Genomic DNA, 25740 nt, shown 5'->3' with positions numbered 1-25740 from the left:
TGGTGCGGTTCCGGAACTCCGCCGGCGCGCCGCACGTGCCGGCTCGGCTGAAGCCGGGCATCATGGCGTGGGGGGAGCAGGTTTGGCAGTTCACAGCGCAAGCGACCGAACCGCCTTCCAGAGGCGCGCCCAGGGTGATCCGAAGGTTGCAGATAGAGCATGACACCACGTGATGCGGCCCCGCCGGAGAAACCCGTCGTTGCTCCGGCCGGCAATCTTGCGACCGCTCAGGAACAGCGCGATGCACGAACCGCCAAGCGGCTACGTGACTCGGCTCGCGCGGTCATCTACCGATCGAACGAGAGTATCGCACTGCGGATGACGATCGCCTTCGGCAGCATCTGGTGCGTCTATGCCTTTACGATCTTCTCCCTCGTGCCGCTGCTGGTGCCGAAGGCGCAGAACACGCTGCTCTACGTCAGCAACTGCATCCAGCTGGTAGCGCTGCCCGCCTTGATGGTCGGCAGCGCATTGCTGGCGCGAAGCAGCGAGCAGCGCGCTACCCAGGATCACGAGGCACTCGTCGAGATCCTCGCCGACGTTCGCGAAGAGCTGACCGCCTTGAAGGCGTTCGCCAGGCTACAGGAACAGGAACAGGATCAGCGCACGCCGGCGCTTCGGGACCCGGATCACCTCCGCTCCCCGGCGGCCTAGGCGGCGCTGTCGGCGGTGGCTCGGCCATGACGTGGCCAAGGCTGCAGGAACGGATCCGCGACGTCTTGGAGCCCGGCTTGACGGGCGCCTCCGGCAGCCGGCAACGGCAGACCATTCATCATCGTCACGACATAAGCAGATCCCCCTCCTCGAGGGGCCGTGCGACGTGGTCCCGCAGACATGAGAACTGCCGGGACTGGAACCGCCAGATGGAAGCGACCTGGACCGCGTCGGGACCTGCAGTCGATCCATCCTGACGAGTCCGCAAGCGAAACTTCCTGACGCGAGGTGCGACGTGCAGCTATGGCCGGGAGCGGCGCGTCCGCTTTGGGCAAGAACCTTCGGGAAGCGGACACGACCCGGTGCATCGCGGGATCCTGTAGTTCGCCACGCCGCTGAGCGCCGACCATTGCGGCGGATGGCAGTATCGCGCGTCAGCAGGCGGGCAGGCATCGGACCCCGATCGAGTTGCTGTACGCGCAGCGGGAGCAGCTGCTGGCGGACGTCAAGCTCGCCCGCGCCGCCCCGACGAGATGATCGTGGCAGTCCGGTTGCGGGCGGCTGAGCGCTGCAACACGCCTGGGGCGAAAACCAGGGGCGGCCGGACCGGTTTTGCGTCGTTCGCTGCAACGTCATCGGGAATTTGGAACATCACCGGTTGCGCAGCATAATCCGGTCCTGTGACAGGGAAGACCAGGATGCCCGACCTCAACGCCCTGATCGTCTTCGCCAAGGTCATCGAGGCGCGCAGCTTCTCGGAAGCGGCCCGTCGCCTCAAGATGCCGGTCTCGACGGTGAGCCGGCGGGTTGCCGACCTCGAGGACCAGCTCGGCACCAGGCTGCTCGAGCGTTCCACCCGGGCCCTCCGCCTGACCGATGTCGGGAGCGACGTGCTCGAGCACGCCATCCGGATCTCCGAGATCTCCGAGGCGCTGGACGGGCATGTCTCCAACCAGCTGTCGCGTGTCGCCGGAACGTTGCGGCTTTCGGCCCCCCCGAGCATCTCGGACTCGCTGCTGACACCGCTGGTCGGCGCGTTCCAGGCCTCCTACCCGGATGTACGGGTGCAGATCCTGATCACGGAGCGCAAGATCGACCACATCGCCGATGGCGTCGACCTCGCCTTCCATGTCGGCCCGATGCGGGATTCGTCACTCGTCGTGCGCCGCATCCTGACCTACCGTCACCAGCTCGTCGCCAGTCCGGCCTATATCGCCAGCCGGCCGCCGCCACGAAGGCCGCAGGACCTTCTGGATCACCGGATCCTGGCCTTCTCGCACTGGCAGCCCGAGAACCACTGGGCGTTCAGCCACGTGAACGGACAGGACCAGGAGTCGATCTCGTTTCTGCCGCATGTCGGCATCAATGACTTTTCCGGGGTGATCAGCGGCGTGCTGGCCGGCCAGGGTGTCGGCGACCTGCCACCGATCGTGCAGCCGGACCTGATGCGCGACGGACGTCTTGTCGAGATCATGCCGGACTGGCGGTTCCCGGTATTCGATCTGTCGCTGCTGCATCTCGGCAACCGGCGCCTGCAGCACCCGGTCCGTCTGTTCAAGGACTTCACCTACCGCATGGCACCGACGATCTTTCCCGATCTGCCGATCTAGCCGGGATCAGGAGAAAGGCTGCCACTGTCAGCGTGCCGAACAGCAGGGCGACGGCGAGAACGGCCGGACGGGTACCGCTGCCGGTCGCGACCACGGCGACGGTGACACCGATCAGCGCGAGCACCGCGACATTTCCCGATATCCACGCAATATCCGTTTTCGCCCGACCCTGCCTGTGTCGGATCGACCGCAGGTGGGTGATCGTGAAGATCGCCCAATTTGCCAGCCCGGTGATCGCCGACATCGTCAGCAGGCTCACGAACAGCCGGCCCGGGACGAGAAGTTCCAGCCCGATCGCAACTGCCACGAGACAGGACGAAACGGTGACGGCGGCGCCTGGCGCACCATTGTCGTTCCTGAGGCCGAGGCGTGGCGGTGCCAAGCCTTCCTCGGCCAACGAGGCCAGAACCCTGGTGGCTCCATACAGGCAGGCATTGCCGGATGACAGGATCGCCGACAGAACGACCACGGCCATCACCGTCGAGGATCCCGGCAGCCCGACCCGCGCCAGGAAATCGACGAACGGGCTGTTCGCGACCGAAACCGTGCGCCACGGCATCACCACGAGCAGCGCCGTCGTCACGCCGACATAGATGACCGTCGTGCGGATCAGGATCGCCCGGCCGACGCGTGACGCCAGGGCAGCCGGCTGCTCGGCGTCGGCGGATGCAAGCCCGACCAGTTCGCTGCCGCCGAATGCAAACACGGCAGCGGGCAGCGCCAGGAGCAGCCCGCGCCAGCCGTTCGGCAGGAAGCCGCCATCCACCCAGAGCTTGTCGATCCCGACCTCCGGCCGCCGTGCCGGGTCGGCGGCCAGCATCAGGCCGAGCACGACGATCGCCACGCAGGCCACGACCTTGAGCATCGCCATCCAGAACTCGATCTCGCCGAACACCCGGACCCGCATGCGGTTCAGGCCGGACAGCAGGACGAGTGCCGGAAGTGCTGCCACCCATGGCGGCAATGCCGGCAACCAGACGCGGAGCAGAATGCCTGCCCCGACGAGTTCCGCCATGCAGGTCAGCACGGTGCAGGCCCAGTAGCTCCAGCCACCGATGAAGGCCACGCGGGGACCGAGATTGAGCCGCGTGGTCCGCACGAACGTCGCCCGGCCGCCCACCGCGAGAGCGGTTTCGCCGAGGCAGCGCGCGACCACAAAGACCGCGCATCCGGCAGCCAGGAACGCCAGTATCATCGCCGGACCCGCCGCGCGGATCCCCTGCCCGACGCCAAGGAACAGGCCGCCACCGATAGTACCGCCGAGGGTCAGGAACTCGACATGGCGCCGCGTCAGTCCGCGTGGAGCGTGTTGCATGTGATCCAAGGCTATCCCGAATAGCAGGTGACCGATCCGGACGCGCGGGGGTCTATGTCAGCACAACGATCTTGACCCCGTCTCGATCGTTTTCCAGGCAGCGATGTGCTTCGACAATTTCGTCGAGATGGAAGAGCGGGCCGATCTGCACCTCGAGCGCGCCTGCTGCAACCTGCCCGGTCAGTTCATCGAGCGGCATGCGCATGAAGTCTCCCGACGTGCCCTCGTAGGTCGTGAGACAGACAGCCGTCGGGATGATGGTCATCGGGCGGAAATCCGGCAGCAGCATCCTGTGTTCCATCATCCCGGTCAGGCACACGATGCCGCGCGCCTTCGCGCAGCGCAGGCTGTCGTGCAACGTCGTCGCGCCGATCAACTCCAGGACCTTTTCGGCGCCCCCCGGACACACCTCATGCACCTGCTCCGCGATCCAGCCGCTATCGATGAATACCTGGTCGACGCCGCTTCGCCGCAGCAGCCCCTGGCACTCGGGTTGGCGCGTCGTCGACATGACCAGTGCGCCGTGGTTCCTGGCGATCGACGCAGCCGCAAGCCCGATCGAGGTCGTGCCGCCACGGATGAGCAGCCTCTCGCCCGCTTGCAGCCGTAGCGCCTTGAACAAAGCGCCCCAGACCGTCTGCAACATCTGCGGCAAGGCGCCGAGCGTGGCCCAGGGCAGGTCGGCATGGATCGGCTGTACCTGGGACGCAGAAACCAGCGTGTATTCCGCGTAACTGCCGTCGAACCGACGCCCCATGCCCCCCATGGCGGTGGCAACCGTTTCTCCCTGGATGAATTCCTGGCCCGGCGCTGATGCGACGGTTCCGACGGCCTCGATACCGAGTATGCGGGGGAACGACACGTCGGCGCTCAGTCCCTGGCGCGTGAACACCTCCGAACGGTTGAGCCCGAACGCCCTGACCCGGATCAGCACTTCACCGCTCACCGGAACAGGAACCCGCACGCTCTCGATCTTCAAGACTTCAGGGGATCCCGCCTCTCGAACCACCGCCGCTTTCATCATGGTCAAGGCGCACCACTCCCGCTGCTGAGGGATGAAGCTGCTGGCAAGTTCGTTTTTTCCAGCCACGAGGCTTGGAAATTCGGCACGATCGGACAGACACGGCCGCCTGGTGCGTTGAGCCGGAACGGTCAAGCAGGAACCAGGATCCTGCAGGAAATACCGTTGATTTTCACTCCTCCTGCCCGACCGGGCACGTCGGCGATCGTGCTGACACCGGGCTTCGAGCCACATGCGATCGTAGTGCTTCGCAGCGCAGGCCATTACAGCCCATTTTGCAAAAGCATTTCCCGGCAAAGGCCGGAACCAGGGCGGCTGATTTCCCTGAATGTCCCTCGACTTCATCGGAAGCGATGCTTACAGGATCTGGCCTGCTCTTCCGTATGCGACAGATCAGGGTTGCCGCCTCTGCATCCTCCACAATTGCACGCTCCTTGATTAAATCATGCGCGGCTCTGAAAGGATCGAACCCATGACAGGACCGTACATCGCCGCACCTGTCGATCCGGCACCGCCGATGCAGGCTGCGTGATCGCATGACCGCCGCCGCCTTGCAGGTCACGACACGTCCGGACAGGCCGCTCAGCGGCGATCCGCAGCCACCGCATCGCCTCCACCCCAGCCTCTACGTGGCCGAGCTGGTCGGTACGCTGCTTCTCGTCGCACTCGGGCTGTCGACCATCATCGCGCTCTGGGGCACCGGCGGCCCGTTCGCATCGCTGCCGCTGGCGCCCGGCACGCGACGGTTCCTGAACGGCTTGCTGTTCGGCTCGACCGGCGCCGCGCTGGCCTACTCGCCGCTCGGGCGGGTCAGCGATTGCCACATCAATCCCGCCATGACCTTCGCGTTCTGGCTCGAGGGACGACTGCGCTGGCGCGATGCCTCCTGCTACGTGGCGGCGCAGCTGCTCGGTGGCGCACTGGGAGCGGTGTGCCTCCTTGCCTGGGGCCAGACCGGCGCCAGCCTGCATTGGGGCGCGACCGTGCCGGCACGGCAGCTGCCGCTGCTTTACGCGATCGCCGGAGAGGTGGTCAGCACCTTCCTCCTCGTGGCGCTCATTTTCATCTCGGCCAGCAACCGCCGGAGCCAGCCCTTCACGCCGCTGGTCACCCCGCCGCTGTTCGCAATCCTGAGCTGGTGCGAAGGTCCGGTCTCCGGTGCGAGCGCCAATCCGGCGCGATCGTTCGGGCCAGAGCTGGTCGGCTGGATGTGGTCGGACTGGTGGGTGTACTGGCTCGGACCGCTGATCGGCGCAGCCCTTGCGGTGGCGTTCGTCCGCTACGAGGTGCTCGGGCCGCATCGTCCGTTCCAGGCACGGCTGTTCCATTTCGGCCATCACGGCGGCACCATGCGGAAGCAATCCGGATCGTGACGGCGTATCGCACGCCATGAGCACGATCCCTGCCTTGTGGTTGTCGGCGCTCCTGCTTGCAGCGTGCGTGCCACTCGGAATGGCGACAACGCGGGCGCCGCTCTGGGCCCGGCTGGGCTGGCAGGCTGTCGCACTCCTCCTGCTCTCGCTGCTGCTCGCCCCGGTGCTCGGATCACCGCTCGCGCCCGAATTCGCCCCTCGCTTCGGACCGACGCGCCTCCTGGAGCAGCTCCTCGCGATCGGCTGGTGGCTGCTCGTCGCGCGGGTTGCGGTCCTGCTCGCGCGCGGCGCCATGGCGCTGGGAAATCCGTCACGCGAGGCGCGCATCCTGACCGACCTGGTCGCGGGTGCGATCCAGCTCGCCGTGGCGCTGGCGGTGATCGCGTTCGTGTTCGCGCTACCCGTGCGGGGATTGCTCGCCACGTCCGGCGTGGTCGCGATCGTCCTCGGCCTCGCCTTGCAGAACACCCTCGGCGACCTGTTCTCGGGCATCGCGGTTGGCGCCGAACGTCCCTACAAACCTGGCGACACGCTGAGCGTCGACGGCGTCACCGGACGGGTGACCGAGATCAACTGGCGCTCGACCCACCTCAAGGTCGGACAGGATGTCGCGATCGTGCCGAACAGCGTCGTGGCGCGCGGCCGGCTGCTGAACCGCAGCGCGCCGCTCGCCGCCACCAGCGAGGTGCTCGAACTGAAGCTCGATCCCGGGATTCCGCCGGAAGATGCGCTCGTCGTGCTCGATGCGGCGCTGCATGCCGGCAACCGGTTCGTCCCGGGCATCGAACCCGGTGTCACCTGCACCGCACTGGCCGGCGACGGCACCACGTTCGCGCTGCAGTTCGCCGCTGCCAGCAGCGATGTCGTCGGTCAGGTGCGGTCGGAGATGCTGGCCCGGGTGCATCGCCACCTGCGTTTCGCGGGCATGCGTCTGGCGATCCCGGGCCAGGCCGCCGACCCGCCGGTGACGGTCGTGACGCCTCTGGGTGTCGAGGACCTGCTGGCACATTCCGCCCTGTTCGGTGCCATGACCGAGACGCACCGGACGCTGCTCGGGCGTCGCTTCAATCCCATCGAACTGGCGGTCGGCGACCTGCTGTTCAGCGAGGGCGATCGGCCGGAAGCTTTGTTCATGATCGCGGCTGGCGTGATCGACATGATCACCGGCCCGGTCGATGCGCCGACCACCCGCTACCGTCTGAGCCCCGGTGAGACGATCGGCGCGGTGGCGCTCATCACCGGCAGCGCCCAGCGTGCCACCGCCCGCGCCGCGACGATCGCCAGGGCCTTCAAGCTGGATGAAAACGATCTTGCCGCCTGCCTCGACGGCGCACCGGAGCTCGCGACCGATCTGGAACAGACGGTCGATCGTGCGATGCGTGCGATGGCACGCCAGGCCGCGGCGCGCGGCAATGCCGCCGGCGAGGCATCGGACGTGTTCTCCGGCCGCCTCCGCATCTTCGTCCAGCGCCTGATCTCGGCAGGACGGGCGCGCTAGCCCGGCCGCTCCTTGGTGGCTCGGTCGGTCCGGTCAGGCTGCGATTTCTTCCATGGCGCGCCCGCAGCCTTACCCCGCCGGGATGGTGACCACCGCGCCGGGGGGCTGCTTGCTCTGGGCAAGCGCCAGCAGGTTCTGCAGGACCGCGAAAGCCAGCTTGCTGCGGAAGTCCCGCGAGGAAATCCAGTACCAATGACGGTCGTATTCGATGGCGACAAAGGCGTCGTCCGGTGCCGACCGGCCGGAATGGATGGCGACCGGACTTGCCGCCGGCATCGTCGGCATCGTCCTCCCGTCGGCCACGTCACCGGGCGGCACATCGATCGCGAAGGCCATGGACCCCAGCACCCCGAGCACCGACCGCGTGAGGATCGCCACCTCGTGCGGACGCACCGGCCGCCGGTCGAAGACGATGTCGAACGGCGTCTCGTCGTCCGGCAGGCCGAGAAGACGCCGCGCCTCGGCAGCCACCGCCGTCATCCGCGCATCGTCGCTGTTCAGGATGGCCAGCTTCACGACATCGGCGGCCGCCCTGCGGTCACTCCTGCCCTGCCCGATTGCTGCCTGGCCGAGCCTGACATCGAGCCGTCCCGCCACCTGCAGCACACGAAGATCGTGCAGCAGCCGCGCGAAATCCTCCGACATCGCACCGACACTGCCGGCAAGCACCTGCGCGTTGTCCATCCCGTTGATCGACTGCACCACCAGGGCGAACAACAGGTCGATCGGGATGCCGGTCAACACCAGCGGCAACACCGTCCCTGGTGGCAGCGGCCGCAGGAAGGTCTCGCTGAACTGCTCCCCGGTGACGGGCGCGTAGGTGAAAGTCGGATTTTCCTGCAGTTGCATTGAACCACCGCCGCCGACGGAGGTGCTGGCGTGACTGCTCGGGAAGAGATCCAGCGAGCCGCTCAGGGTCTGCTGCGCCTGGTAGCCGGAAATCACCTGCGTGAGATCGAGAAATGTCGGGGCCTCGGCGTAGCGCAGCCGGACGATGTTGAGCAGCGTCTGCTGATTATCCGAGATCGCGAGCGCCCGCGAGAAATCGATCTCGTCGCGCGACAGCCGTTCCGGCCCGATGCCGAAGCAGCCCCCAAGCGGCAGGCAGGCAACCAGGGCAGCTATCACCCTGCAACGATGCTGGGTCACGTCCGGGCTTCCTTCCGGTGTTTGCATCCGGCCTGTGCGGCCAACGCTGCTTCAGCGAAGCAGAAGAAGCTTGCCCGCTCAGGCGTCCGGAACATGGTCATGCGCCTGGACCAAGCGATCGAGCGGGGGACGTTCCGCAGGAGGGATGGCTAGCCTGCCGCTGCGCGCGGCCTCGGCAGCATGAGCCGGGGTCATGGCATCGTTCGTGGCCACGTATGCAACAATCCTGAGGCGCCGGTGATCGTGGGCCTGGTCGAGGTTCCCCGCGGTTGAGACAGGCGGTCCACCCTTCCCGACCAGAGGACGCAGGCGATCTTCCGCCGGACCGCGCACCGTACTCACGGTGATCGCGACGTCCCCCCAGCTCACCATGTCCGCACGACGATCTTGCCGCCAGCGGTGTTGTCCTCCATCGCCTGATGCGCCTCGACGATCTCGTCCAACTTGAAGACCCGGCCGACCTGGACATGCAAGGCGCCCGCGGCAACGTCGTCGACCAGCTGCTGCATCGGCATCGCCATGAAGTCGCCGACGCCGCCGTCATAGCAGGTCAGGCCGACAGCCGTCGGGATCCATTCCATCGGGCTGAAATCATCGATCGACCATTTGTTGCCGACCATGCCGGTCATGCAGACCAGTGCCGGTTCGCGCGTGCAGCGCAGCGAGTCCCGGAGCGAGCTGGTGCCGACCAGTTCGAGCACCTTGTCGGCACCGCCGTTCCATTCGTGGCGGACCCTGTCGGCGATCGCGCCATCATCGACGAACACCCGGTCGGCTCCGCAGTCGCGCAGCAGCTGCTCGCGGTCGGCGCGGCGGGTCGTGGCACCAACCTCGGCGCCGTGCCGTTTCGCGATGGCCGCAGCCGCCATGCCGACCGAAGTCGTGCCACCACGAATCAGCAGCCGATCGCCGGGTTTCAGCTGCAGCGACCGGAACAACGAGCCCCACGCAGTCTGCAGCATTTCGGGAAGAGCGCCCAGCGTCTCCCATGGGAGTTCGGTGCGAAACGCCTGCACCTGGCGTGCGGGAACCACGGTGTATTGCGCATAGCCGCCATCGAAACTCCGGCCCATGCCACCCATCACCGTCGCCACCACGTCACCTTTGGCGAATTCGCCGCCCGGTGCCTCCTCCACCACGCCGACCGCCTCGATCCCCAGGATGCGCGGGAACATGACATCGGGCGACAGGCCCTGGCGCGTGAACAGCTCGGACCGGTTCAGCCCGAACGCCTCGATTCGGATCAGCACCTCGCCCGCCGACGGGCGCGGCACCGGGCGTTCCTCCAGCTTCAGCACCTCCGGGCCACCCGGGGCGTGGATAACGGCCGCCTTCATCGTTGCCGGCATGATGGCCTCCTATTTCTCATCGTTGAAAACTGCTCACCCGAACAGACGACTTCAAGCAAGAGGCTGCAAGTCCGTTAGGCGCAGCATGCAGGACACAGCGTCTTGGGAGATACGAAATTCATGATCGACCGGGTATTTTCCGCGAGTTGGTCTCGTTCGCAGTGTCGTGGATACCGATCATGGTCCGCGATGATGGCCTGGCAGCTCAGAGGCGAGCATACAAATCGTGAGCACGACCGTCGGTGGCAGGGTGAAGGCCCCGAGCAGCGAGGTTAGGCGAACGAATATTTCCATCAGGACACGGGCGCCGAGCATCCTCTCCTCGCGGACCCTGCTCACGCCGTGCACGGTCGTGATCGGAGAACCTCCCGATCGGCGATGGAATAAAGTCAGGCGTCGACCAGGACAATTTCCGCATCATCCACTGCGCTCACGCGAATGCTCGCAAAGCTGCTGACGGCAACACCATCGTCCGCCTCGGCGCGTTGGCCTTCGCCTTCGATGGTGCCCGACGGGGACACCAGATAGAGGTGGCGGCCGTGCCCGAGCCGGTAGCTGGTGCTTTTACCCGCGCGCAACGTTGCGCCGGCGAGCCGTGCGCCCTGGCTCGTCGGCTGGATCCAGCTCTGGAAGATCCGTGTCGCCTCGGGTTCCGGATTATATTCGGAATGCGTGATGCCATTGCCGGCCGACATGACCTGAACGTCGCCGGCTCCGGTGCGACCTTCATTGCCCAGGCTATCGGTGTGGGTGATGGCACCCTGGCGGACGTAGGTGATGATCTCCATGTCAGAATGCGGATGCGGCGGGAAACCGCTTCGTGCCGCGATCGAGTCGTCGTTCCACACGCGCAGGCTGCCCCAGCCCATGCGCGTCACGTCGCGATAGCCACCGAACGCGAAATGGTGCCTGGCATCCAGCCAGCCGTGATTGGCCGCTCCCAGGCCGGCAAATGGTCGTATCTCGATCATTGCGAGCTCCATCTTGGACCGGCAACTCGGCTTCCGTAAGGGCGGGGTGCGGTGCCCATGGATTCAACGATAGATGCCTCGTCTCTCCCGTCGGGAGAACAATCAGAGACGGGAAGCATTATCCCGAATATCGCTCGAATCGCCGGCTCCGATGGTTGGACAGCCGGAAAGCTGAGGACGCCCTCTGGGCCGGTCCCCGGCGTTCCCACGCCGGCACCGACAGTCAGGTCGAGGGAGCAGAGGCCTCTATGGAAGCTGTCCGGTCTTGGCTGATCCAACTACAGGCACAGCCGATCGAATTGGGTAACCGATCCGACGCTCCGAACCAGGATGTGTCGCGTCAAGTCCCATGATCACCGCCGCCAGCACGCGGTTCATAAACCGGTCGAAACAGGCGGCATCAGACTCTACACAACGGTGGTCGGGCTTCCTTACTATGATGCACATGCCAGCCAATGCCGGATTTTAGTGCGCCTTTCAAAACCCCTTCTGCAGCGTGTTGAAGCAGATCAATAAGCAGGCGAGAGCGGTGAACGCGTGGTGGATATCGCTTCTGCGCTCGAAGCGCGTGACGAGCCGGCGGTAGCGGTTGATCCACGCGAAGGTCCGCTCGATGACCCACCTGTGTCGGCCCAGCTTCTGGCTGGTCTCGACGCCGCGCCGGGCGATGCGGGGTAAGATCCCACGGCGGCGGCAGGCCTGGCGGCAACGTTGGTGATCATAGGCCTTGTCGGCGTGCAGCTTGTCCGGCCGGTGTCGTGCCCGGTCCGGCTTGCCGCCGATCGGCAGGATGCTGTCGAGCAGTTCCTCGAACGGCATGCTGTCGTTGGTGTTGGCGCCGGTCAGTATTTCTCCTCATGAATCAGATCGCCGGGAAGTACAAGGTTTTGAAAGGCGCTCTAGGGAGCCATTATATTAGGCCACGTCGACCCCGCCAGTATGGCGGTTTTTGTCGTCAACCGAAGCGTGCTTGGCGACGGATACGAGATGCCGATGGTTGCCAAGCTTGAAGCCGTACGGTTGGTGGCATGCAGTGAGAAATTGCTGCTCGATCCGGATTATTGCGAAAAGGCGAGTGTTGGCCTCCTGGCGATGATTCGCGCGATCCCGAGGGACCTGGGTCGGCGCGCCGACTGGCCGGGCGCCTCGCAAGCGAATTGACGCTTCAGGAAAGCGCAATGGTGCGTGCGCTTTACATCCGCCCCGTGCCCGGCAGGCGACCTTCTGCATCACAGCGACGAGCTATCGTGCACGTTCACCGAGTATGACCGGTCGCTCGTCATGATGCGTAGCGTGGAGTACCATCATGGCCTGATGGGCAGGAAGAAGTCAGGATACGCTCGCAAGGTGGTGAATTCTTATAAAAGTGGATACAGATGTGGTGTTGATCAAAGCAGTGGGACCATCTTGAAGGGCAGTGAGACAGTTGCGCCGGAATTGGCAGCCGCGCGCATTCACTCTACAGCGGCTATGTCGGGCCCGCCCGGCGCGGGGTTGCGCCAACGCGTCTGTGTTCTTGGGGCCACCGGCACCATCGGCCGCGCGACGACAGCCGCGCTGGTGCGGCGTGGACACGAGGTCGTCTGTCTTGTCCGCAAGCGTCCTGGCATCGGCGGATCGGCGACACCGGTGGACATCGCCAGGCTCTTTGAAGGAGCCACGGTACGGGTGGTTGATCCCACCGATAATGCGTCGCTGTCCCGCGACGGATTTGCGAACGAGCGGTTCGACGCCGTGGTGTCGTGCATGGCCTCACGCACGGGCGTGCCCAAAGACGCCTGGGCGATCGATCATCGCGCCCACCTCAACGTTCTGGACGCCGCGCAGCAAGCCGACGTCGGGCACTTCGTGCTGCTTTCTGCCATTTGCGTGCAAAAGCCGCTCCTCGCCTTTCAGCACGCCAAATTGGCATTCGAAGCAGCGCTGACCCTGTCCGGCTTGCGCTACTCGATCGTCAGGCCGACGGCTTTCTTTAAATCGCTTTCGGGCCAAATCGAACGCGTCCGGCGGGGGCGGCCCTTCCTGGTGTTCGGCGACGGGACACTCACCGCCTGCAAGCCCATAAGCGACGCGGATCTGGCTGATTACATTGCCGGCTGCCTCGAGGAGGAGAGCCGATGGAACCGCATCCTGCCGATCGGCGGACCCGGCGAGGCCATCACGCCGCGCCAGCAGGGTGAGGCGCTATTCGCGTTGCTGGGTCGCCCGCCCAGATTCCAGTCGGTACCCGTGGCGCTGCTCGACGTCATTGCCGGAGGCCTCGGAGCCCTTGGCCGGATCGTCCCGTCGCTGGCGGAAAAAGCGGAATTGGCCCGGATAGGTCGCTATTACGCGACTGAATCCATGTTGGTGTTGGACCCGCAGACGGGTCGGTACGATGCGACCGCGACGCCCTCGACGGGAACCCAGACCCTCTTTGAGTTCTACCGCTCAGTCCTTGCAGGCACCGACGCGCCCGAACGCGGAGATCACGCCGTCTTCTGACACGGCGACAAAGCCAAGGCTGAACCTCGCATCTTGCCATGACCATGAGCTTCCTGCAGCGCCGGCCGGTCCTCCCTGCACCGGCGTCAAGCAACGGTCGTGGGCTGCCCCCTCGTCTCGTGCCGCAGGGTGATCTGTAAGAGGTTGGTCGTTATACCGTGAAGGCTGTCAGCTGTTTGTTGCGGGAAAAAATGGAGCGGCGGGCCTTCGCGTTGTTCACCACCATGGCCCTGCCATTCGATGACGTGTATCGTTTAGCGGTTGCCCTCCGAAAGCAGGAGGGCGTCGTCGCCGCTGGCCTCAGCTTCCAGATCATGACGGCCTGCCGCAAAGGCGAGATCATCCAAGCTCGCCGGAGCGAGATCGACGAGGCCAGACGGCGCTGCATAGCACGGCTTCCGTTCGTCCTTCCGCGAGTGATCCCTTTCCGGCGGTTAAGGCGGAAGACGAGACCCCCGGGGCGCCGGCTACCCAAGGCTTGTGGTCTGTGCCGAGAAGGGATACCGCAACCTCTGCGTCAGATGCGCGGTTGCAGGAGCAGTCGCGAGGCTCGCTGGAAAATGGTGCTGTGCTCAGCCGCAACCCGATCGAAGGAGCGGACCGCTTGCGAGCGCGCCAAAGGCTGGACCGGCTTACGCTGCTGGAGACCGGGCCACACGTGATAGCTTAATGCAGCTTCGCGCCGACATCATCAGCCGGCCGCTGCATCGGATCGAGGAACAGCAGCTCTCGCCGCTTCGGAGCGCACATCTCGCAGCAGGTGGGTCAGGGGTAATCCTCCCCTACAACCTTCTAGTCCATACCTTCGTCCCAGCTCCACATTGTAGAAAGTTCGGTAATCTACCTACCAGCGATGATGGAATGATTGCGCAATTAGGTCCACACCTACACGGGCAGGCACAGCTCGAATATCGGAGGGTGTAGCGATCTGCTGGCCGTCGCCTGGCAGGGAAAACCGTCAGCGGCGCAGCCTCGAAATCCGACGCTCAACCATGCTGGCTTTTGCCATCCCGATGGCCATAGCCGCCGCACCGATGACCTGGCCGGCGCGACACTTAGTTCGGGTGTGCACGTCCGGATCATGTGAGCCGTGGCGTGACCCTATTTGCTTCTCCCAAGTCGGCCTTATTGTCTGACTGGTTAGAAGAGCTAAATTGTCTCCCTGACTTTCTAAATTGCGCTAATCCGCACGAACTCCGATCTTCGGCGCGGGAACAATTTTCAGCCTCTGCCCGGATCGAATGCCAGGGAAAGAGAATGGAGCGCCCACTGAGCGCCGCTGTCATTCAGCAGGTCACAAGGCGCCCATCATAATCAATGGACGGCGGCAGCGTCGTCGGGGACACGAACATGAATCTTTCGTCGTTGCTGCTGGAACGAGCGGCCCTCGGCCGACCTGTTCGCGTAGGCCTGATCGGTGCCGGCAAGTTCGGCTCGATGATCCTGTCGCAGGCGCAGAGGATCGACGGGTTGCACATGGTAGCGATCACGGACCTGTCGGTGTCGTCGGCGCGCGAATCATGCGGGCGCGTGGGATGGCCGGAGGAGCTTTACAGCGCACGAAGCGCCGGCGAGGCGGTGACAAGTGGCAAGACCTTCATTACCGACGATGTCCACGCGATGTTGTCGTGCCCGGAGATTGACTGCGTGATCGAGGCGACGGGACATCCGCTAGCCGGTACCCGCCATGCGCTCGCTTGCATCGAATACGGAAAACATGTGGTCATGGTCAACGTCGAAGCCGACGTCATGGTTGGGCCAATCCTGGCCGCCAAGGCGCGGGAGAAGGGGCTCATCTACTCGATGGCGTATGGCGATCAGCCGGCGCTGATCTGTGAACTCGTCGACTGGGTACGCGCTTGCGGCTTCGAGCTGACCGCCGCTGGAAAAGGGATGAACTTCGAGCCGCGCTACCGCTACTCGACCCCCGACACGGTCTGGGGCCTGTTCGGCTGGAGTGAGGAAGACGTCGCACGGGACAAGCTGAACCCCAAACTCTACAATTCCTTCACGGACGGGACCAAGGCGGCCATCGAGATGGCTGCGGTGGCGAACGGCACGGGTCTCGACTGTCCTGAAAACGGACTGGCGTTTCCGCCTGCCGGCCTCCACGATCTTGCCCGTGTCTTTCGTCCCAGGAGCGATGGCGGTCGCCTCGATAGCCCTGGACTGGTCGACATCGCCGCCAGTCAGGAGCCAGACGGGCGGGAGGTCGCCAACAATATCCGCTACGGGGTATTCGTTACCTTCAAGGCGCATAGCGAGTATGCCCGCAACTGCTTCAGGCAGTATGGGCTGCTGACCGATCCTTCCGGCTGGTATGCCTCGATGTGGCGGCCGTTCCACCTCATCGGCCTCGAGGCCTCGATCAGCGTGCTGTCGGCAGTGCTGCGGGGAGAGCCGACCGGATCCTCAAAAGAATTCCGTGGGGACGCCGTGGCCACGGCCAAGAAGGACATGCAGGTCGGGGAAATGCTCGATGGCGAGGGCGGCTACGCGGTGTGGGCCAATGCGATCCCCGCGCGTCGAAGCCTTGCTCTGCGTGCTTTGCCAATTGGTCTTGCCCATCATGTGCGGCTCAAGCGAGCCATCAGGAAGGATCAGATCGTCAGCTACGATGACGTCGATCTTGTCGACGACGACGACGTAGTGGCCCTGCGTCGGGAAATGGAGGATCGTTTTCGTCCGCAGTCGGCGGTGGCGGCCGAGTAATGGCGTGGGACGCGCCGCCGGCGCGGGCCGCTTTCGTGGTGATCGCAGAGGTCAAGGTCAAGCGACAAATGGCTGAGATGTCCCTCATTGCGCCCCGAACCAGAACTCAGGCAGTTGAACGCCGCGTTCGTAGCCGCCCGGCGGGTGACGGCGGCGCAGCCTGGATGACGCCCCGGCGCGCAGCCACTCCGGGCTCCTCCTTGTGTTGCAAGGCCTGCCAGCTATCGCGTTCGCGACGAAGCCAGTCCAGGAACAACTGCACCTGACGCTTCCGCAGGTGCGAGTTCGGGCAGATGATCCATTGTGTGACCAGGCGGATCCTGGGCGCCTCTCGTAGCGGCAGGATCAGGAGGCCGCGCGTGAGCTCCCGCTCGATCATGAGCGTGCTCTCGAGTGCTACACCCAAACCATCGACGGCGGCGTCGATAGCCATGTGGCTGCGGTCGAAAAGGACCTTGCGCCACCGTCGGTTCGGCTCGACGCCAGCAGCTGCGAACCAACGTGTCCATTGCACCTGCGATTTCACCGAATGGATCAGGCGGCGATCGAGCAGCTCCAACGCCGAAAGGCTGCCCGGGGCAGCGTGGGACGGCGCGCAGACTGCCAAGAACTCTTCCTCGGCAAACGGCTCGACGAAAAGACCCGGCCAGCGTCCGTCGCCATGCCGGATCTCGACATCGACCGTCTCCCGCTCGAAGTCCGTAGGCTGGCTTGTACCATCGAGCCGGAGTTCAAGATCGGGGCGCTCGTCAACGAGTGAGGCAAGCCGGGGGAGAAGCCACTTGTTCGAGAGTGTTGGCGAGGCGCGCACGTTCAGCGCCATGACCGATCGCACGCCGCGTATCTGACTCGTCGCCTCGGCAATCCGCTCGATCTGGTCACCGATCGAGGCGAAATATCGCTCGCCGGTTTCGGTCAAGGTAACACGACGGCCCGTCCGCACCATGAGCGACGTTCCGAGTTGTTCCTCGAGAAGCTGGATCTGCTGGCTGACGGCAGACGGGGTCACACCGAGTTCCGCCGCCGCCCTTGAAATGCTTCCCGCTTTGGCAGCGGCGTGGAACACGCAAATCGCACGGATCGGAAGCTGCATTACGCCGCACCGCAACAGAAAGACCTGATCATTATAATTAAGACAGCCTAACGTATCATGCAAGCCAACTACATTGCCCTTAACGAAGTTCCGGCTTTAAGCTCGGTGTAAGCGAGCGACGGCGCTTCGGCATGGAAGGCCGGCCGACAGTGCCATAAGCGGCTCGCTAGATGGGGCAAGAGACCCCACTGAAGCGGAAGCAATGCGGTGCAAAACTGCGTGGGGGAAACATGAAAAGAATTCGCCGAGATCTCGCGGCCAGCGTGAGCGTGGTGGCCTTGCTGATGGGCAGCGTCGGAGCACACGCCGCCGGATCGTGCTCCGCCTACCCTACCGGGACGGCGGCAACGATTGATAGCACCGCGCTCGATACCCAGTTTGGAGCCGTCCCGAAGCCGGTCAAGAACCTGCACTTCTCCTATGTTACAAAGACCCTGATCAACGAGTTCTGGCAGGATGTTGCGGCCTCCGCGCGGGACAAGGCCTCGAAATACGGCATCAAGCTGGACGTCCAGGCGGCCAAGGACGAGTCCTCGATGGTCGAGCAGCTTAACCTCGCCCAGACAATGGTCTCACAGAAGCCCGATGCTCTGCTGCTGTCGCCGCAATCGGACTCTAACCTTGTCCCGGTGATCAACGCCGCGCGTGCCGCCAACATCCCAACTGTGATCATCGACGACGCACGGAGTCCAGGCGGCAGCACCTATATCGGCACCGACCAGGTCAAGATCGGTGCCGAGGCGGCAACCTTTCTTCATGAGGTCAATCCGGGCGGCGGCAACGTCGCGCAGATCGAAGGCGCCGCAGGCTCGCCCAATGCGCGTTTGCGCATGAAAGGGTTCAAGGAGCAGCTTGCGCAGTATCCGAACCTCCATCTTGTCGCCAGCCAGTCCGGCAACTGGGACCGACTGACCTCCCTGAACGCGACGAGCAACATCCTGCGGCAGCATCCCGATATCGTCGGAATCTACGCGAACAACGATGGCATGGCGCTTGGCGTCTTCGAAGCGGTGCGTAATGCCGGCTTGGCGGCCAAGGTTGCCGTGGTCGGCACGGACGGCATCCGCGAGGCCAAGAGATCCATCGCCGGGGGCGAGATGCGCGCCACCGTCGCCGAGTTCCCGCTGGAAGAGGGCAAGCTCGGGGTCGATGTCGCGCTCCGTCTGCTGAATTGCCAACCGCTCCCGCCCTGGATCGTTTCGCCCAACGTCGTGCTGACGAAGGACAATGTGGCTCGTTACACCGCTCCTCCAGCCAAGTAGGGTCGCATCATGGCGACTTTCGCATTGGCGGAGGAGCACGTGAATTCTGCACCCACGTTGGAGATGCGCGGGATCTGCAAAAGCTTTGGGCGCGTCACTGTCCTGAAGGGTGTCGACCTGACGCTGCAGAGCGGCGAAGTGCATGCGCTTCTCGGCGAGAACGGAGCCGGCAAGTCGACGCTGATGAAGGTGCTGTTCGGGATCGTCCAACCCGATGAAGGCTCGGTCGAGTTGCAGGGGCTGGGCGTGGTGAGCGTCGAGAACCCGCGGCATGCGCTGTCGCTTGGCATCGGCCTGGTCAGCCAGGAACTCAGCTTGGTGCCACAGCTCGACGTCGCCCAGAACATCTATCTGGGCCAGGCTCGTGGGGTGAGCCTCGTGCCGCGTCGGCGCAACCGCGAGGATGCGGCCGAAATTCTTCGGACGCTTGCGCCGCATCTGAGGGCGGACACGCCGATCTCGTCGCTCGGCATGGCGGACCGCCAGCTCGTCGAGATCGGCCGCACTCTGGCGCGGGGAGGCCGTATCATCGCCTTCGACGAGCCGACCTCCAGCTTGACGCCCACCGAGCGGGACGGCCTGTTCCGGGTTATCGATCGACTGCGTCAGGCGGGCAAGGCAATCATCTACATCTCGCACCGCATGGAAGAGATCCGCGCGATCGCGGATCGCTTCACGGTCATGCGCGACGGCCAGGTGATCGCAAGCGACAGCATGCAGAACTTCACCGACGCTGAGCTCAACGAGCTGATCGCCGGCCGGGAATTGTCGGTCGCCCTGGAGGGCAAGCCGGTCGGCAAGCAGACCGAGCAGAAACCCCTCCTGGAGCTCTCGAGGCTTTCGACGGCGCGACTCCGTGACGTGGATCTCGCAGTGAGATCTGGAGAAATCGTTGGTCTCGCCGGTCTTGTCGGTTCGGGCCGATCCGCCATCATGCGCACGATCTTCGGGATCGACCCTCTCACGGGTGGCGAGATCCGCGTCGCCGGCCGACAGGTCACCATCGACAGTCCGAAGCAGGCGATGGCCGCCGGGATCGCCCTGATACCCGAGGACCGGCGCGGGCACGCCATTGTCCCGATGATGTCGATAGAGCAGAATTTCGGTCTGGCCAGCGACACCCGCTTCAGCCGCTTCGGGGTGCTACGTGGCGCGACACGGCGGGCGGAAATCCGTCGCTACGTTGCGGACCTGCAGATCCGGCCGGCCGACATTGCGACCCCTATGGCCAATCTTTCTGGCGGCAACCAGCAGAAGGTCGTCATTGCTCGATGGCTCGCCACAGGCGCTCGTATTCTGATGTTCGACGAGCCGACGCGCGGCATCGACGTCGGCGCCAAGGCGGAGATTTATGCGCTGCTGCGCCGGCTCGCCGCTGACGGGGCGGCGCTTCTGGTGATCTCCTCGGAGCTGCCGGAGTTGCTCCTGCTTTCGCATCGGATCGGCATCGTCAGTCACGGCCACCTGACACACGTTCTGGATAATGACGGTGAGCTCAACGAGGACATACTGATGCGTTATGCGAGCCTGGGAGGCTCTCGATGATCGATGACACTGCAAACCCGGCCAGCGTCCTGCACCGGCCGGCCAGACGCCGGCTGACGATCGATAGCAGCCTGTTCCGGCAGGCAAGTACCGTTCTGGGCTGCGTCGCACTCTTCATCGTCTTCTCGCTCGCGACGCACAGCTTCTACCAGCCGGCCAACCTGGTCGACATCATGCTGCAGTCGTCGATCAACTGCGTGATCGCCGTCGGCATGACACTCGTGATCATCACCCGCGGCATTGATCTGTCGGTCGGCTCGATTGTCGGCCTATCCAGCATTGTCGCCTCGGACATGCTGTCGCACGGCCTGCTCGTCGGGCTGCTGGCAGGATTGCTGGTGGGCCTTGCCTGCGGCCTGCTGAACGGCCTTCTGATCGCCAAGCTACGCCTACCAGACTTCATCGTCACGCTCGGCACGCTGAGCGTCTATCGGGGTGCTGCTCTGATCTACACGAACGGACAGCCGATCTACGGGCTGCCGCAATCCATGCGCGATGCCTTCGCGGGCCAAGTGCTGGGCATTCCGACGCCCGTCGTGCTTGCGATCCTCGTGGCGTCTCTCGGGTTTCTTCTCATCCGTTTTACTGCCCTCGGCGAGCGGATCATCGCAGTCGGCGGCAACGAAGAGGCGGCACGACTTTCCGGCATCAATATCGAAGCCGTCAAGATAACTGTCTACGTGCTGTCCGGCCTGCTTTCGAGCCTTGCAGGCTTCGTGCTGATCGCGCGCATCGGTGCTGCGGAGCCGATCGGAGGCACCGGGTTCGAACTGCAGGCGATCGGCTCGGCGGTGATTGGAGGCGCCAGCCTGTTCGGCGGGATCGGGAACCCGTTAGGCTCGGTCATCGGTGCCCTGACGCTCGGCGGCCTGCAAAACGGCCTGACCCTGCTGAACGTGCCGTCGTTCTGGCAATACGTGGCGTCGGGCACCGTTGTCATCCTGGCGGTCTATATCGACCGGCTCGCGCGCCCACGCCGATGAAGGACGCTGTGCCGGAGCACATCGATGACATACGAACGAGCGTTGCGCCGCTGGCCTTCGTGGATGCTCACCACCACTTCCAGGATCTGGCGAACAATCCCTATCCCTGGCTTAGCCAACGAGATCGGCCGCCACAACTGGAAGGCGATCTCGAGCCGATTCGTCGCGACTACCTGCCCAGCGACTATCGACGTGACGTGGCAGGAGCCGATGTGCGCAAGACGGTACATGTCGAGAATGGCTGGGATCGGAACGACCCTGTCGGTGAAACGCTCTGGCTCGATTGCCTGATTAGGCAATCAGGTCAGCCCACCGCGATCGTGGCTCATGCCGACCTGGCCGACCCGCGTGTCGAGGAGGTGCTCGAAAGACACAAAGCTGCAAGCTCCGCGTTGCGTGGTATTCGGCAGATCCTGAATTGGCATGCGAATCCGGCACTGCGCACCGCGTCATCCGCCGATCTCATGGAGCGGACCGCTTGGCGGAATGGCTTCGCGCTTCTCCAAGCCTATGACCTGAGCTTCGATCTCCAGATCTACTGGCAACAGATGGAGCAGGCCTTGGTCCTTGCTCGAGCGTTCCCCAACACGACGCTCATCCTCGATCATTTTGGCATGCCGATCGATCGGACGGTGGTGGGCGTGCACGCCTGGGCGACTGCGTTGTGGCGGCTGGCTCAGGCACCCAATGTAGCCGTCAAGTTGTCCGGGTTTGGCCTTGGACATCCGAATTGGACAGCCTCCGACACCGTCCCGTTGCTGACGCGCACGATCGAAATCTTCGGTCCTGAGCGGGTAATGGTTGGAACAAATCTTCCGGTCGATCGCCTGTTCGCGCGGGGGTCGATGATCTTGCATGCAATCGCGCAAGCTGTCTCGCACCTGTCTGAACGTGAAGCCTACGCGGTCCTTTCTGGCACAGCTGAGCGACTGTACCGCATTTAGGCCTCCAGGCGCCTGTTGAGGTGGTGACGGGCGCTTGCCGGCTCTGCGGTTGCTCAAGCTCTCACACTGCTGCGGTGATGATGACCGCGGCAACGAGGTCGCACTGCGGCTCGGATACCCTCGACAGTCACACGATCTGGACGGGGTGTGCGCGCGGCTCAAGCCCCGAGACTTATCCGTTGCATGGCCTGCCATCGGCCTTCCCCCTCCCCCGCATCTCGCGCCGCTCTTTACCGGCGATCAGGTGATGATGACCAAGCCGGCCCGGCAGCCGATCAGGCTTCAGCGCCTGTGAGCAAGGAGCCCCACGAGCCTTGGATGCTGTCGGTCATCACCGGGCCGCATGGCGACGTGCTGCATGCGAGCTAGAACTTCGCTTCCGCGGGATTACGCAGCGCCGGTTGGCAAGCGATCGCCACCAGCGTGCCGAGCGCCAGCACCAGGTGCATTGGCTCGCTAAACTCAAGCAGCCCACGGCCGAGCAGCCGGAGGTAGGTGCCCGGCTTGAACGGCAGGTAGATGCCCGTCAGTAGCCGTGACGCCTTGCCAGGACCTCCGAGCCACCGCCACGGAGCGCCACCAGGCAGGCCACCTCAAGGGCCGGTAAAGCGACTTCTGCGGGCTTTCTGGGAGAACCTTGTCGCGACAGGGTCGCCAGGTTGCGACCGGAACCGCACCGGCCGTGGTGATCCGCATTAGTGCCAGCAGCCACGCATTGGCAGCTGAAGCACAGATCGATCGGGCACCACGGCAGGCTGCGACGTCACGAGACGAACCCCTCGATGGTCCGGTCCCCGGCCGTCTCACCTTCGAGGCGCTCCCTCCCGAGCCGGCGCAGCTGGCTGCGGCGCAGCACTGACAGCCGGATAACCGCCCTCTATGAGCTTCCTGAACTTGGCCTTGCGCACGATGTCGTCAAACCTCGGCTTCCAGCCGCGGCCCTGCTTCCCCTGCCACAGCGGGCTTAGACGCATGGCCTCGGACGCGACCATCCAACCGGCTAGGCCGCCAGTTCCGCGAGCCAGGCCCGGAGCGTCGTGCGCCGTCCCTCGTCGAGCTTGCTGGCTGCGGCAACGTGCGAAGATGCGGCCAGCGCATTCCATTCAGCGAGAACGGCTGCCTCTTGGAGCGGGCCCTTGCGGCGGAAAAATCGATACTTTGCTCGGTGTGGTCGGTTCGTTGAAACCGACGAGTAGCGCAATAGCATTATTACTCTCTTGATTCTCTCTTTTTGCGTTCTTCTTCTCTCTTCTTTCGCTTTATTTTCTTCCTCCGGTGCACCACTATTCTTTTAGAAACTACAGCGTTTATAGACAGCGGCCAGGATGCTCGGATCACTTGTGCAGCCGAGGGCCCCGTCCGCGTCCAAAGCGCCTACCATCGCCATCCCGGGCTGTTCGACAGATAAGCAGGTCGGCAATGGCAACAGTCGACCGCGCACCGGTTGCCACTCGGTTCCCCAAGTTGGCCGTTTTTCCAGCCTATCGGTGACCGAGCCCTTCTTACGCAAGTAGGATCGATGCGCTAACCTGAGCGTGATCAACCGTGTGACACGGTCTGCCTGGCATAGACAAAGCGAGCCAACCCATGTTCGACGAACCCGGTTTCCCAAGCGACCCTGACTATGACCCCACCGCGCCCAAGCTGTACACTTTCGTATATTGCAGTCGGGCCGCCGATGGCGTGGACGACGCCGAGGTCAACCGTCTCATCGTGTCGGCACAACGCCACAATCTCACCTGCGGCATCACCGGGGTTCTAGTTTTCGGCAGCGGCGTCTTTTTCCAATGGATCGAGGGGCCGGCAGCGGAAGTGCGGAAGCTGATAGCGAGCCTGCATGGCGATCCGCGCCATTACGATATCGTCTCGCTGGACCAGAGCGAGGAAAAGCGTGAGCGTCTTTATCCGAATTGGCAGATGGAGCGGGTCGGTGCCGACGACATCCGCGAAGTACTCCAGGACGCACTCGAAAGCGCCGAAGACGAGAACAATATCGCAGCACTGAAACGTATTCTCGATCACCTGGCCACGAGGTCGCTGGAATCACTCGGGCGAGCCGAGTAGGTCGGCAACCGGCAGCTTCGAGCCGATCAGCCACTAAGCCGAGGCGGCGGAAAGCTCAGCCCCCCCCACACGCGACTGCATCGTCAGACTTCCCGTATCGTGTTGGTTCTAGAACAACGTCCGGATTGCCACCCGTCGCACCATTGATCGACCCGGTTTCGCGCTGGTCGAAAGAGCGCACCATGCGACGGATGCTGGCGTTTGAGCGCGTCGCTCAGCACCTCGTCGTAGGCCGCTTGCATGCCGGCGAGCTTGAACTCGCGCATCAGGTCCAGGACTTCATGTCGTTCCATGGTTCGTGCTCCGCAGGGTGTCGTAGCGCGCGCAGTCCGCCACCGGCTCATGTCGGAGGCGGAGCGCGTCGGGGGTGATGATGGTGGGGGCCGTCACCATCGGACGGCGCCGCGACTGGGCGTTGAGCACCACGTCGCTGCTGCACAGCCCGGCAGACAGCGCCTCGCCACAGGCCGCCTCGACCGCTGGCAGGCCGTCCAGCGGCACGGCGTTGAGGATGGCCACCATCTGCCGGTCGCCATCGGCGGATCCGCGCAGGCGGCCCTGGACGCGGCCCAGGGCACCCGGCAGCACCCGGCCCTTGAACGGGGCGCCGTTGCGCAGCGCACCGGGCTTGCTGGGCCAACACCGGCACGTAGTGCCAGGGATCGTAGACGGTCTGATCACGAGCAAAGCAGCGGGGATGATCGCCCACCATCTGGCCGTCCTGGCGGATTGTGATGCGGTCGGCGTAGACATGCACCCCGACCGGACGCCCGACCGCCTGCGCCATCACCGAGTATCGGTTCTTGTCGTAATGCACGAGGCAGGTCTTGGAGACCGCCGCGGTACGGGCGTTGAACCCGTCGAAGCGTCCGGCATACGGCACCAGACTTGGCCGCTCCTGTTCGAACATCTCCCAGACCGGCCAATCCTTACGCTCAGGATGCGGATGGCCGCGCGCATACAGCACGCACTGCTCGAGCAGCCAGCCGTTCATGTCGGCAAAGCTGTCCAACCGCAAACGGGGTTTGAAGAACCGATCCCGCATCACGTTGACCTGGTTCTCGACCTGACCTTCCGGACGACTTACGCGGCCTTCGGCCAAGGTTCGTCCGAAACCCAGCCCGATGCTGGTGTGCAGGCGGTCGGCTCGACTAGGTTGTGGCTGCACATCTGCGCAAAGCGTCGGTTGAAGTGGCGCTCGCGGCCGATCAGCAGCGCGTCCACCGCGGTGCGCATGTTGTCGTAGATGCCGCCCTGAAAGGTGCCACGGTAGAACGCAAACGCCTTCTTGTGGGCGTCGAACACCATCTCCTGCGCCTGGCGCGGGTAGGCGCGGACGAACGGCATCCGGCTCTGGCAGAGCCGGACCTGCGCACATGGCGGCATCATCGCCGTTCCGAAGGGGGTCAACTTTGAACGCCGATCACCCCACTCAGGGGGTCAATATTCAGCACCGATCCACACGCAGAGGGAGAAAATAGCTGAGATACCTCGGTTTGCTGCAGCCGTCGGCGAAATGGCGGACTGAGCGGACAATTCGCTTGGGCAGCACCAACACTTGATCCATTACGACGTCAGCAATGGTGGCAGGCTCCTTGAGGAGCCATGCATGCAGCAGAGAGATAGTCGACGTACGGTCAGGCGCCGTCCTCGCGGAGGCGACAAGAGTGGTGAAGGCCGGTCAACTCACACCAAGCCTCGACCCGGGCTGCT

General features: G+C 64.2%; 18 protein-coding genes and 3 pseudogenes. 12 read left to right on the top strand and 9 right to left on the bottom strand.

The window, feature by feature from the left end; genetic code table 11:
* Positions 1-318 precede the first annotated feature (318 nt).
* Positions 319-567, top strand: a pseudogene (locus ACOEQ2_RS16135) (hypothetical protein); the annotation flags it as partial.
* A gap of 785 nt (positions 568-1352) precedes the next feature.
* Entirely contained in the window at positions 1353-2264 is a 912-nt protein-coding gene (locus ACOEQ2_RS16130; protein WP_419728962.1) for a LysR substrate-binding domain-containing protein, read from the top strand.
* On the opposite strand, the gene ACOEQ2_RS16125 is transcribed toward ACOEQ2_RS16130, so the two are convergent.
* On the bottom strand, positions 2218-3579 hold the full coding sequence (locus ACOEQ2_RS16125) for an amino acid permease (RefSeq protein ID WP_419728961.1): 1362 nt from the start codon (positions 3577-3579) through the stop codon (positions 2218-2220). The genes ACOEQ2_RS16130 and ACOEQ2_RS16125 overlap by 47 nt on opposite strands.
* 52 nt (positions 3580-3631) lie before the next feature.
* Positions 3632-4735: a zinc-binding alcohol dehydrogenase family protein gene (locus tag ACOEQ2_RS16120; RefSeq protein WP_419728960.1), complete on the bottom strand. Its 1104-nt coding sequence runs from the start codon at positions 4733-4735 to the stop codon at positions 3632-3634.
* 401 nt (positions 4736-5136) lie between these two features.
* Here ACOEQ2_RS16120 and ACOEQ2_RS16115 point away from each other — a divergent pair, with 401 nt between their 5' ends.
* Positions 5137-5973 (top strand): MIP/aquaporin family protein, encoded by an 837-nt coding sequence (locus tag ACOEQ2_RS16115; RefSeq protein ID WP_419728959.1) that lies wholly within the window; start codon positions 5137-5139, stop codon positions 5971-5973.
* 16 nt (positions 5974-5989) lie between these two features.
* Complete coding sequence (locus tag ACOEQ2_RS16110; RefSeq protein ID WP_419728958.1) at positions 5990-7471, top strand: mechanosensitive ion channel domain-containing protein; 1482 nt, start codon at positions 5990-5992, stop codon at positions 7469-7471.
* A gap of 69 nt (positions 7472-7540) precedes the next feature.
* Here ACOEQ2_RS16110 and ACOEQ2_RS16105 read toward each other — a convergent pair whose 3' ends face one another.
* From ACOEQ2_RS16105 to ACOEQ2_RS16090, 4 genes and pseudogenes are all read right to left on the bottom strand, one after another.
* Positions 7541-8620, bottom strand: a complete 1080-nt coding sequence (locus ACOEQ2_RS16105) for a hypothetical protein (RefSeq protein WP_419728957.1) — start codon at positions 8618-8620, stop codon at positions 7541-7543.
* Between the two features lie 365 nt (positions 8621-8985).
* Complete coding sequence (locus ACOEQ2_RS16100) at positions 8986-9969, bottom strand: zinc-binding alcohol dehydrogenase family protein (RefSeq protein WP_419728956.1); 984 nt, start codon at positions 9967-9969, stop codon at positions 8986-8988.
* 389 nt (positions 9970-10358) lie between these two features.
* Positions 10359-10940: a pirin family protein gene (locus ACOEQ2_RS16095; protein WP_419728955.1), complete on the bottom strand. Its 582-nt coding sequence runs from the start codon at positions 10938-10940 to the stop codon at positions 10359-10361.
* 477 nt (positions 10941-11417) lie between these two features.
* A pseudogene (locus tag ACOEQ2_RS16090) lies at positions 11418-11795 on the bottom strand (IS5 family transposase); the annotation flags it as partial.
* Between the two features lie 84 nt (positions 11796-11879).
* On the opposite strand from ACOEQ2_RS16090, the gene ACOEQ2_RS16085 reads away from it, so the two are divergent.
* The 3 genes from ACOEQ2_RS16085 (at position 11880) to ACOEQ2_RS16075 (ending at position 16136) form a co-directional block, all read left to right on the top strand.
* Positions 11880-12101, top strand: coding sequence for a hypothetical protein (locus ACOEQ2_RS16085; RefSeq protein ID WP_419728954.1), 222 nt, complete (start codon positions 11880-11882; stop codon positions 12099-12101).
* Between the two features lie 120 nt (positions 12102-12221).
* Positions 12222-13424, top strand: coding sequence for an NAD(P)H-binding protein (locus ACOEQ2_RS16080; protein WP_419728953.1), 1203 nt, complete (start codon positions 12222-12224; stop codon positions 13422-13424).
* Between the two features lie 1350 nt (positions 13425-14774).
* Entirely contained in the window at positions 14775-16136 is a 1362-nt protein-coding gene (locus ACOEQ2_RS16075) for an NAD(P)H-dependent oxidoreductase (protein WP_419728952.1), read from the top strand.
* Positions 16137-16242: 106 nt separating this feature from the next.
* Here the strand turns inward: ACOEQ2_RS16075 and ACOEQ2_RS16070 are convergent, their stop codons facing one another.
* Positions 16243-17229, bottom strand: coding sequence for a LysR substrate-binding domain-containing protein (locus ACOEQ2_RS16070; RefSeq protein WP_419728951.1), 987 nt, complete (start codon positions 17227-17229; stop codon positions 16243-16245).
* 230 nt (positions 17230-17459) lie between these two features.
* Here ACOEQ2_RS16070 and ACOEQ2_RS16065 point away from each other — a divergent pair, with 230 nt between their 5' ends.
* The 5 genes from ACOEQ2_RS16065 (at position 17460) to ACOEQ2_RS16045 (ending at position 24027) form a co-directional block, all read left to right on the top strand.
* Positions 17460-18491 (top strand): substrate-binding domain-containing protein, encoded by a 1032-nt coding sequence (locus ACOEQ2_RS16065; protein ID WP_419728950.1) that lies wholly within the window; start codon positions 17460-17462, stop codon positions 18489-18491.
* Between the two features lie 9 nt (positions 18492-18500).
* The gene (locus ACOEQ2_RS16060; RefSeq protein WP_419728949.1) at positions 18501-20036 is read left to right on the top strand and encodes a sugar ABC transporter ATP-binding protein; all 1536 of its coding nucleotides are present in this window, start codon (positions 18501-18503) and stop codon (positions 20034-20036) included.
* A 173-nt stretch (positions 20037-20209) separates the two neighbouring features.
* Positions 20210-21019, top strand: a complete 810-nt coding sequence (locus ACOEQ2_RS16055; RefSeq protein ID WP_419728948.1) for an ABC transporter permease — start codon at positions 20210-20212, stop codon at positions 21017-21019.
* On the top strand, positions 21016-21963 hold the full coding sequence (locus tag ACOEQ2_RS16050) for an amidohydrolase family protein (RefSeq protein WP_419728947.1): 948 nt from the start codon (positions 21016-21018) through the stop codon (positions 21961-21963). The genes ACOEQ2_RS16055 and ACOEQ2_RS16050 overlap by 4 nt, the downstream gene beginning before the upstream one ends.
* A 1587-nt stretch (positions 21964-23550) precedes the next feature.
* Entirely contained in the window at positions 23551-24027 is a 477-nt protein-coding gene (locus tag ACOEQ2_RS16045) for a BLUF domain-containing protein (protein ID WP_419728946.1), read from the top strand.
* A gap of 83 nt (positions 24028-24110) precedes the next feature.
* Here ACOEQ2_RS16045 and ACOEQ2_RS16040 read toward each other — a convergent pair whose 3' ends face one another.
* Entirely contained in the window at positions 24111-24320 is a 210-nt protein-coding gene (locus ACOEQ2_RS16040; RefSeq protein ID WP_419728945.1) for a hypothetical protein, read from the bottom strand.
* A pseudogene (locus ACOEQ2_RS16035) lies at positions 24307-25401 on the bottom strand (Mu transposase domain-containing protein); the annotation flags it as partial. The gene ACOEQ2_RS16040 and the pseudogene ACOEQ2_RS16035, both read right to left, overlap by 14 nt.
* Positions 25402-25740: the final 339 nt, after the last annotated feature.

This window comes from Lichenicola sp. (assembly GCF_965198575.1).
GTDB lineage: Bacteria > Pseudomonadota > Alphaproteobacteria > Acetobacterales > Acetobacteraceae > Lichenicola.
This window is presented reverse-complemented; position numbering and strand designations above follow the sequence as displayed.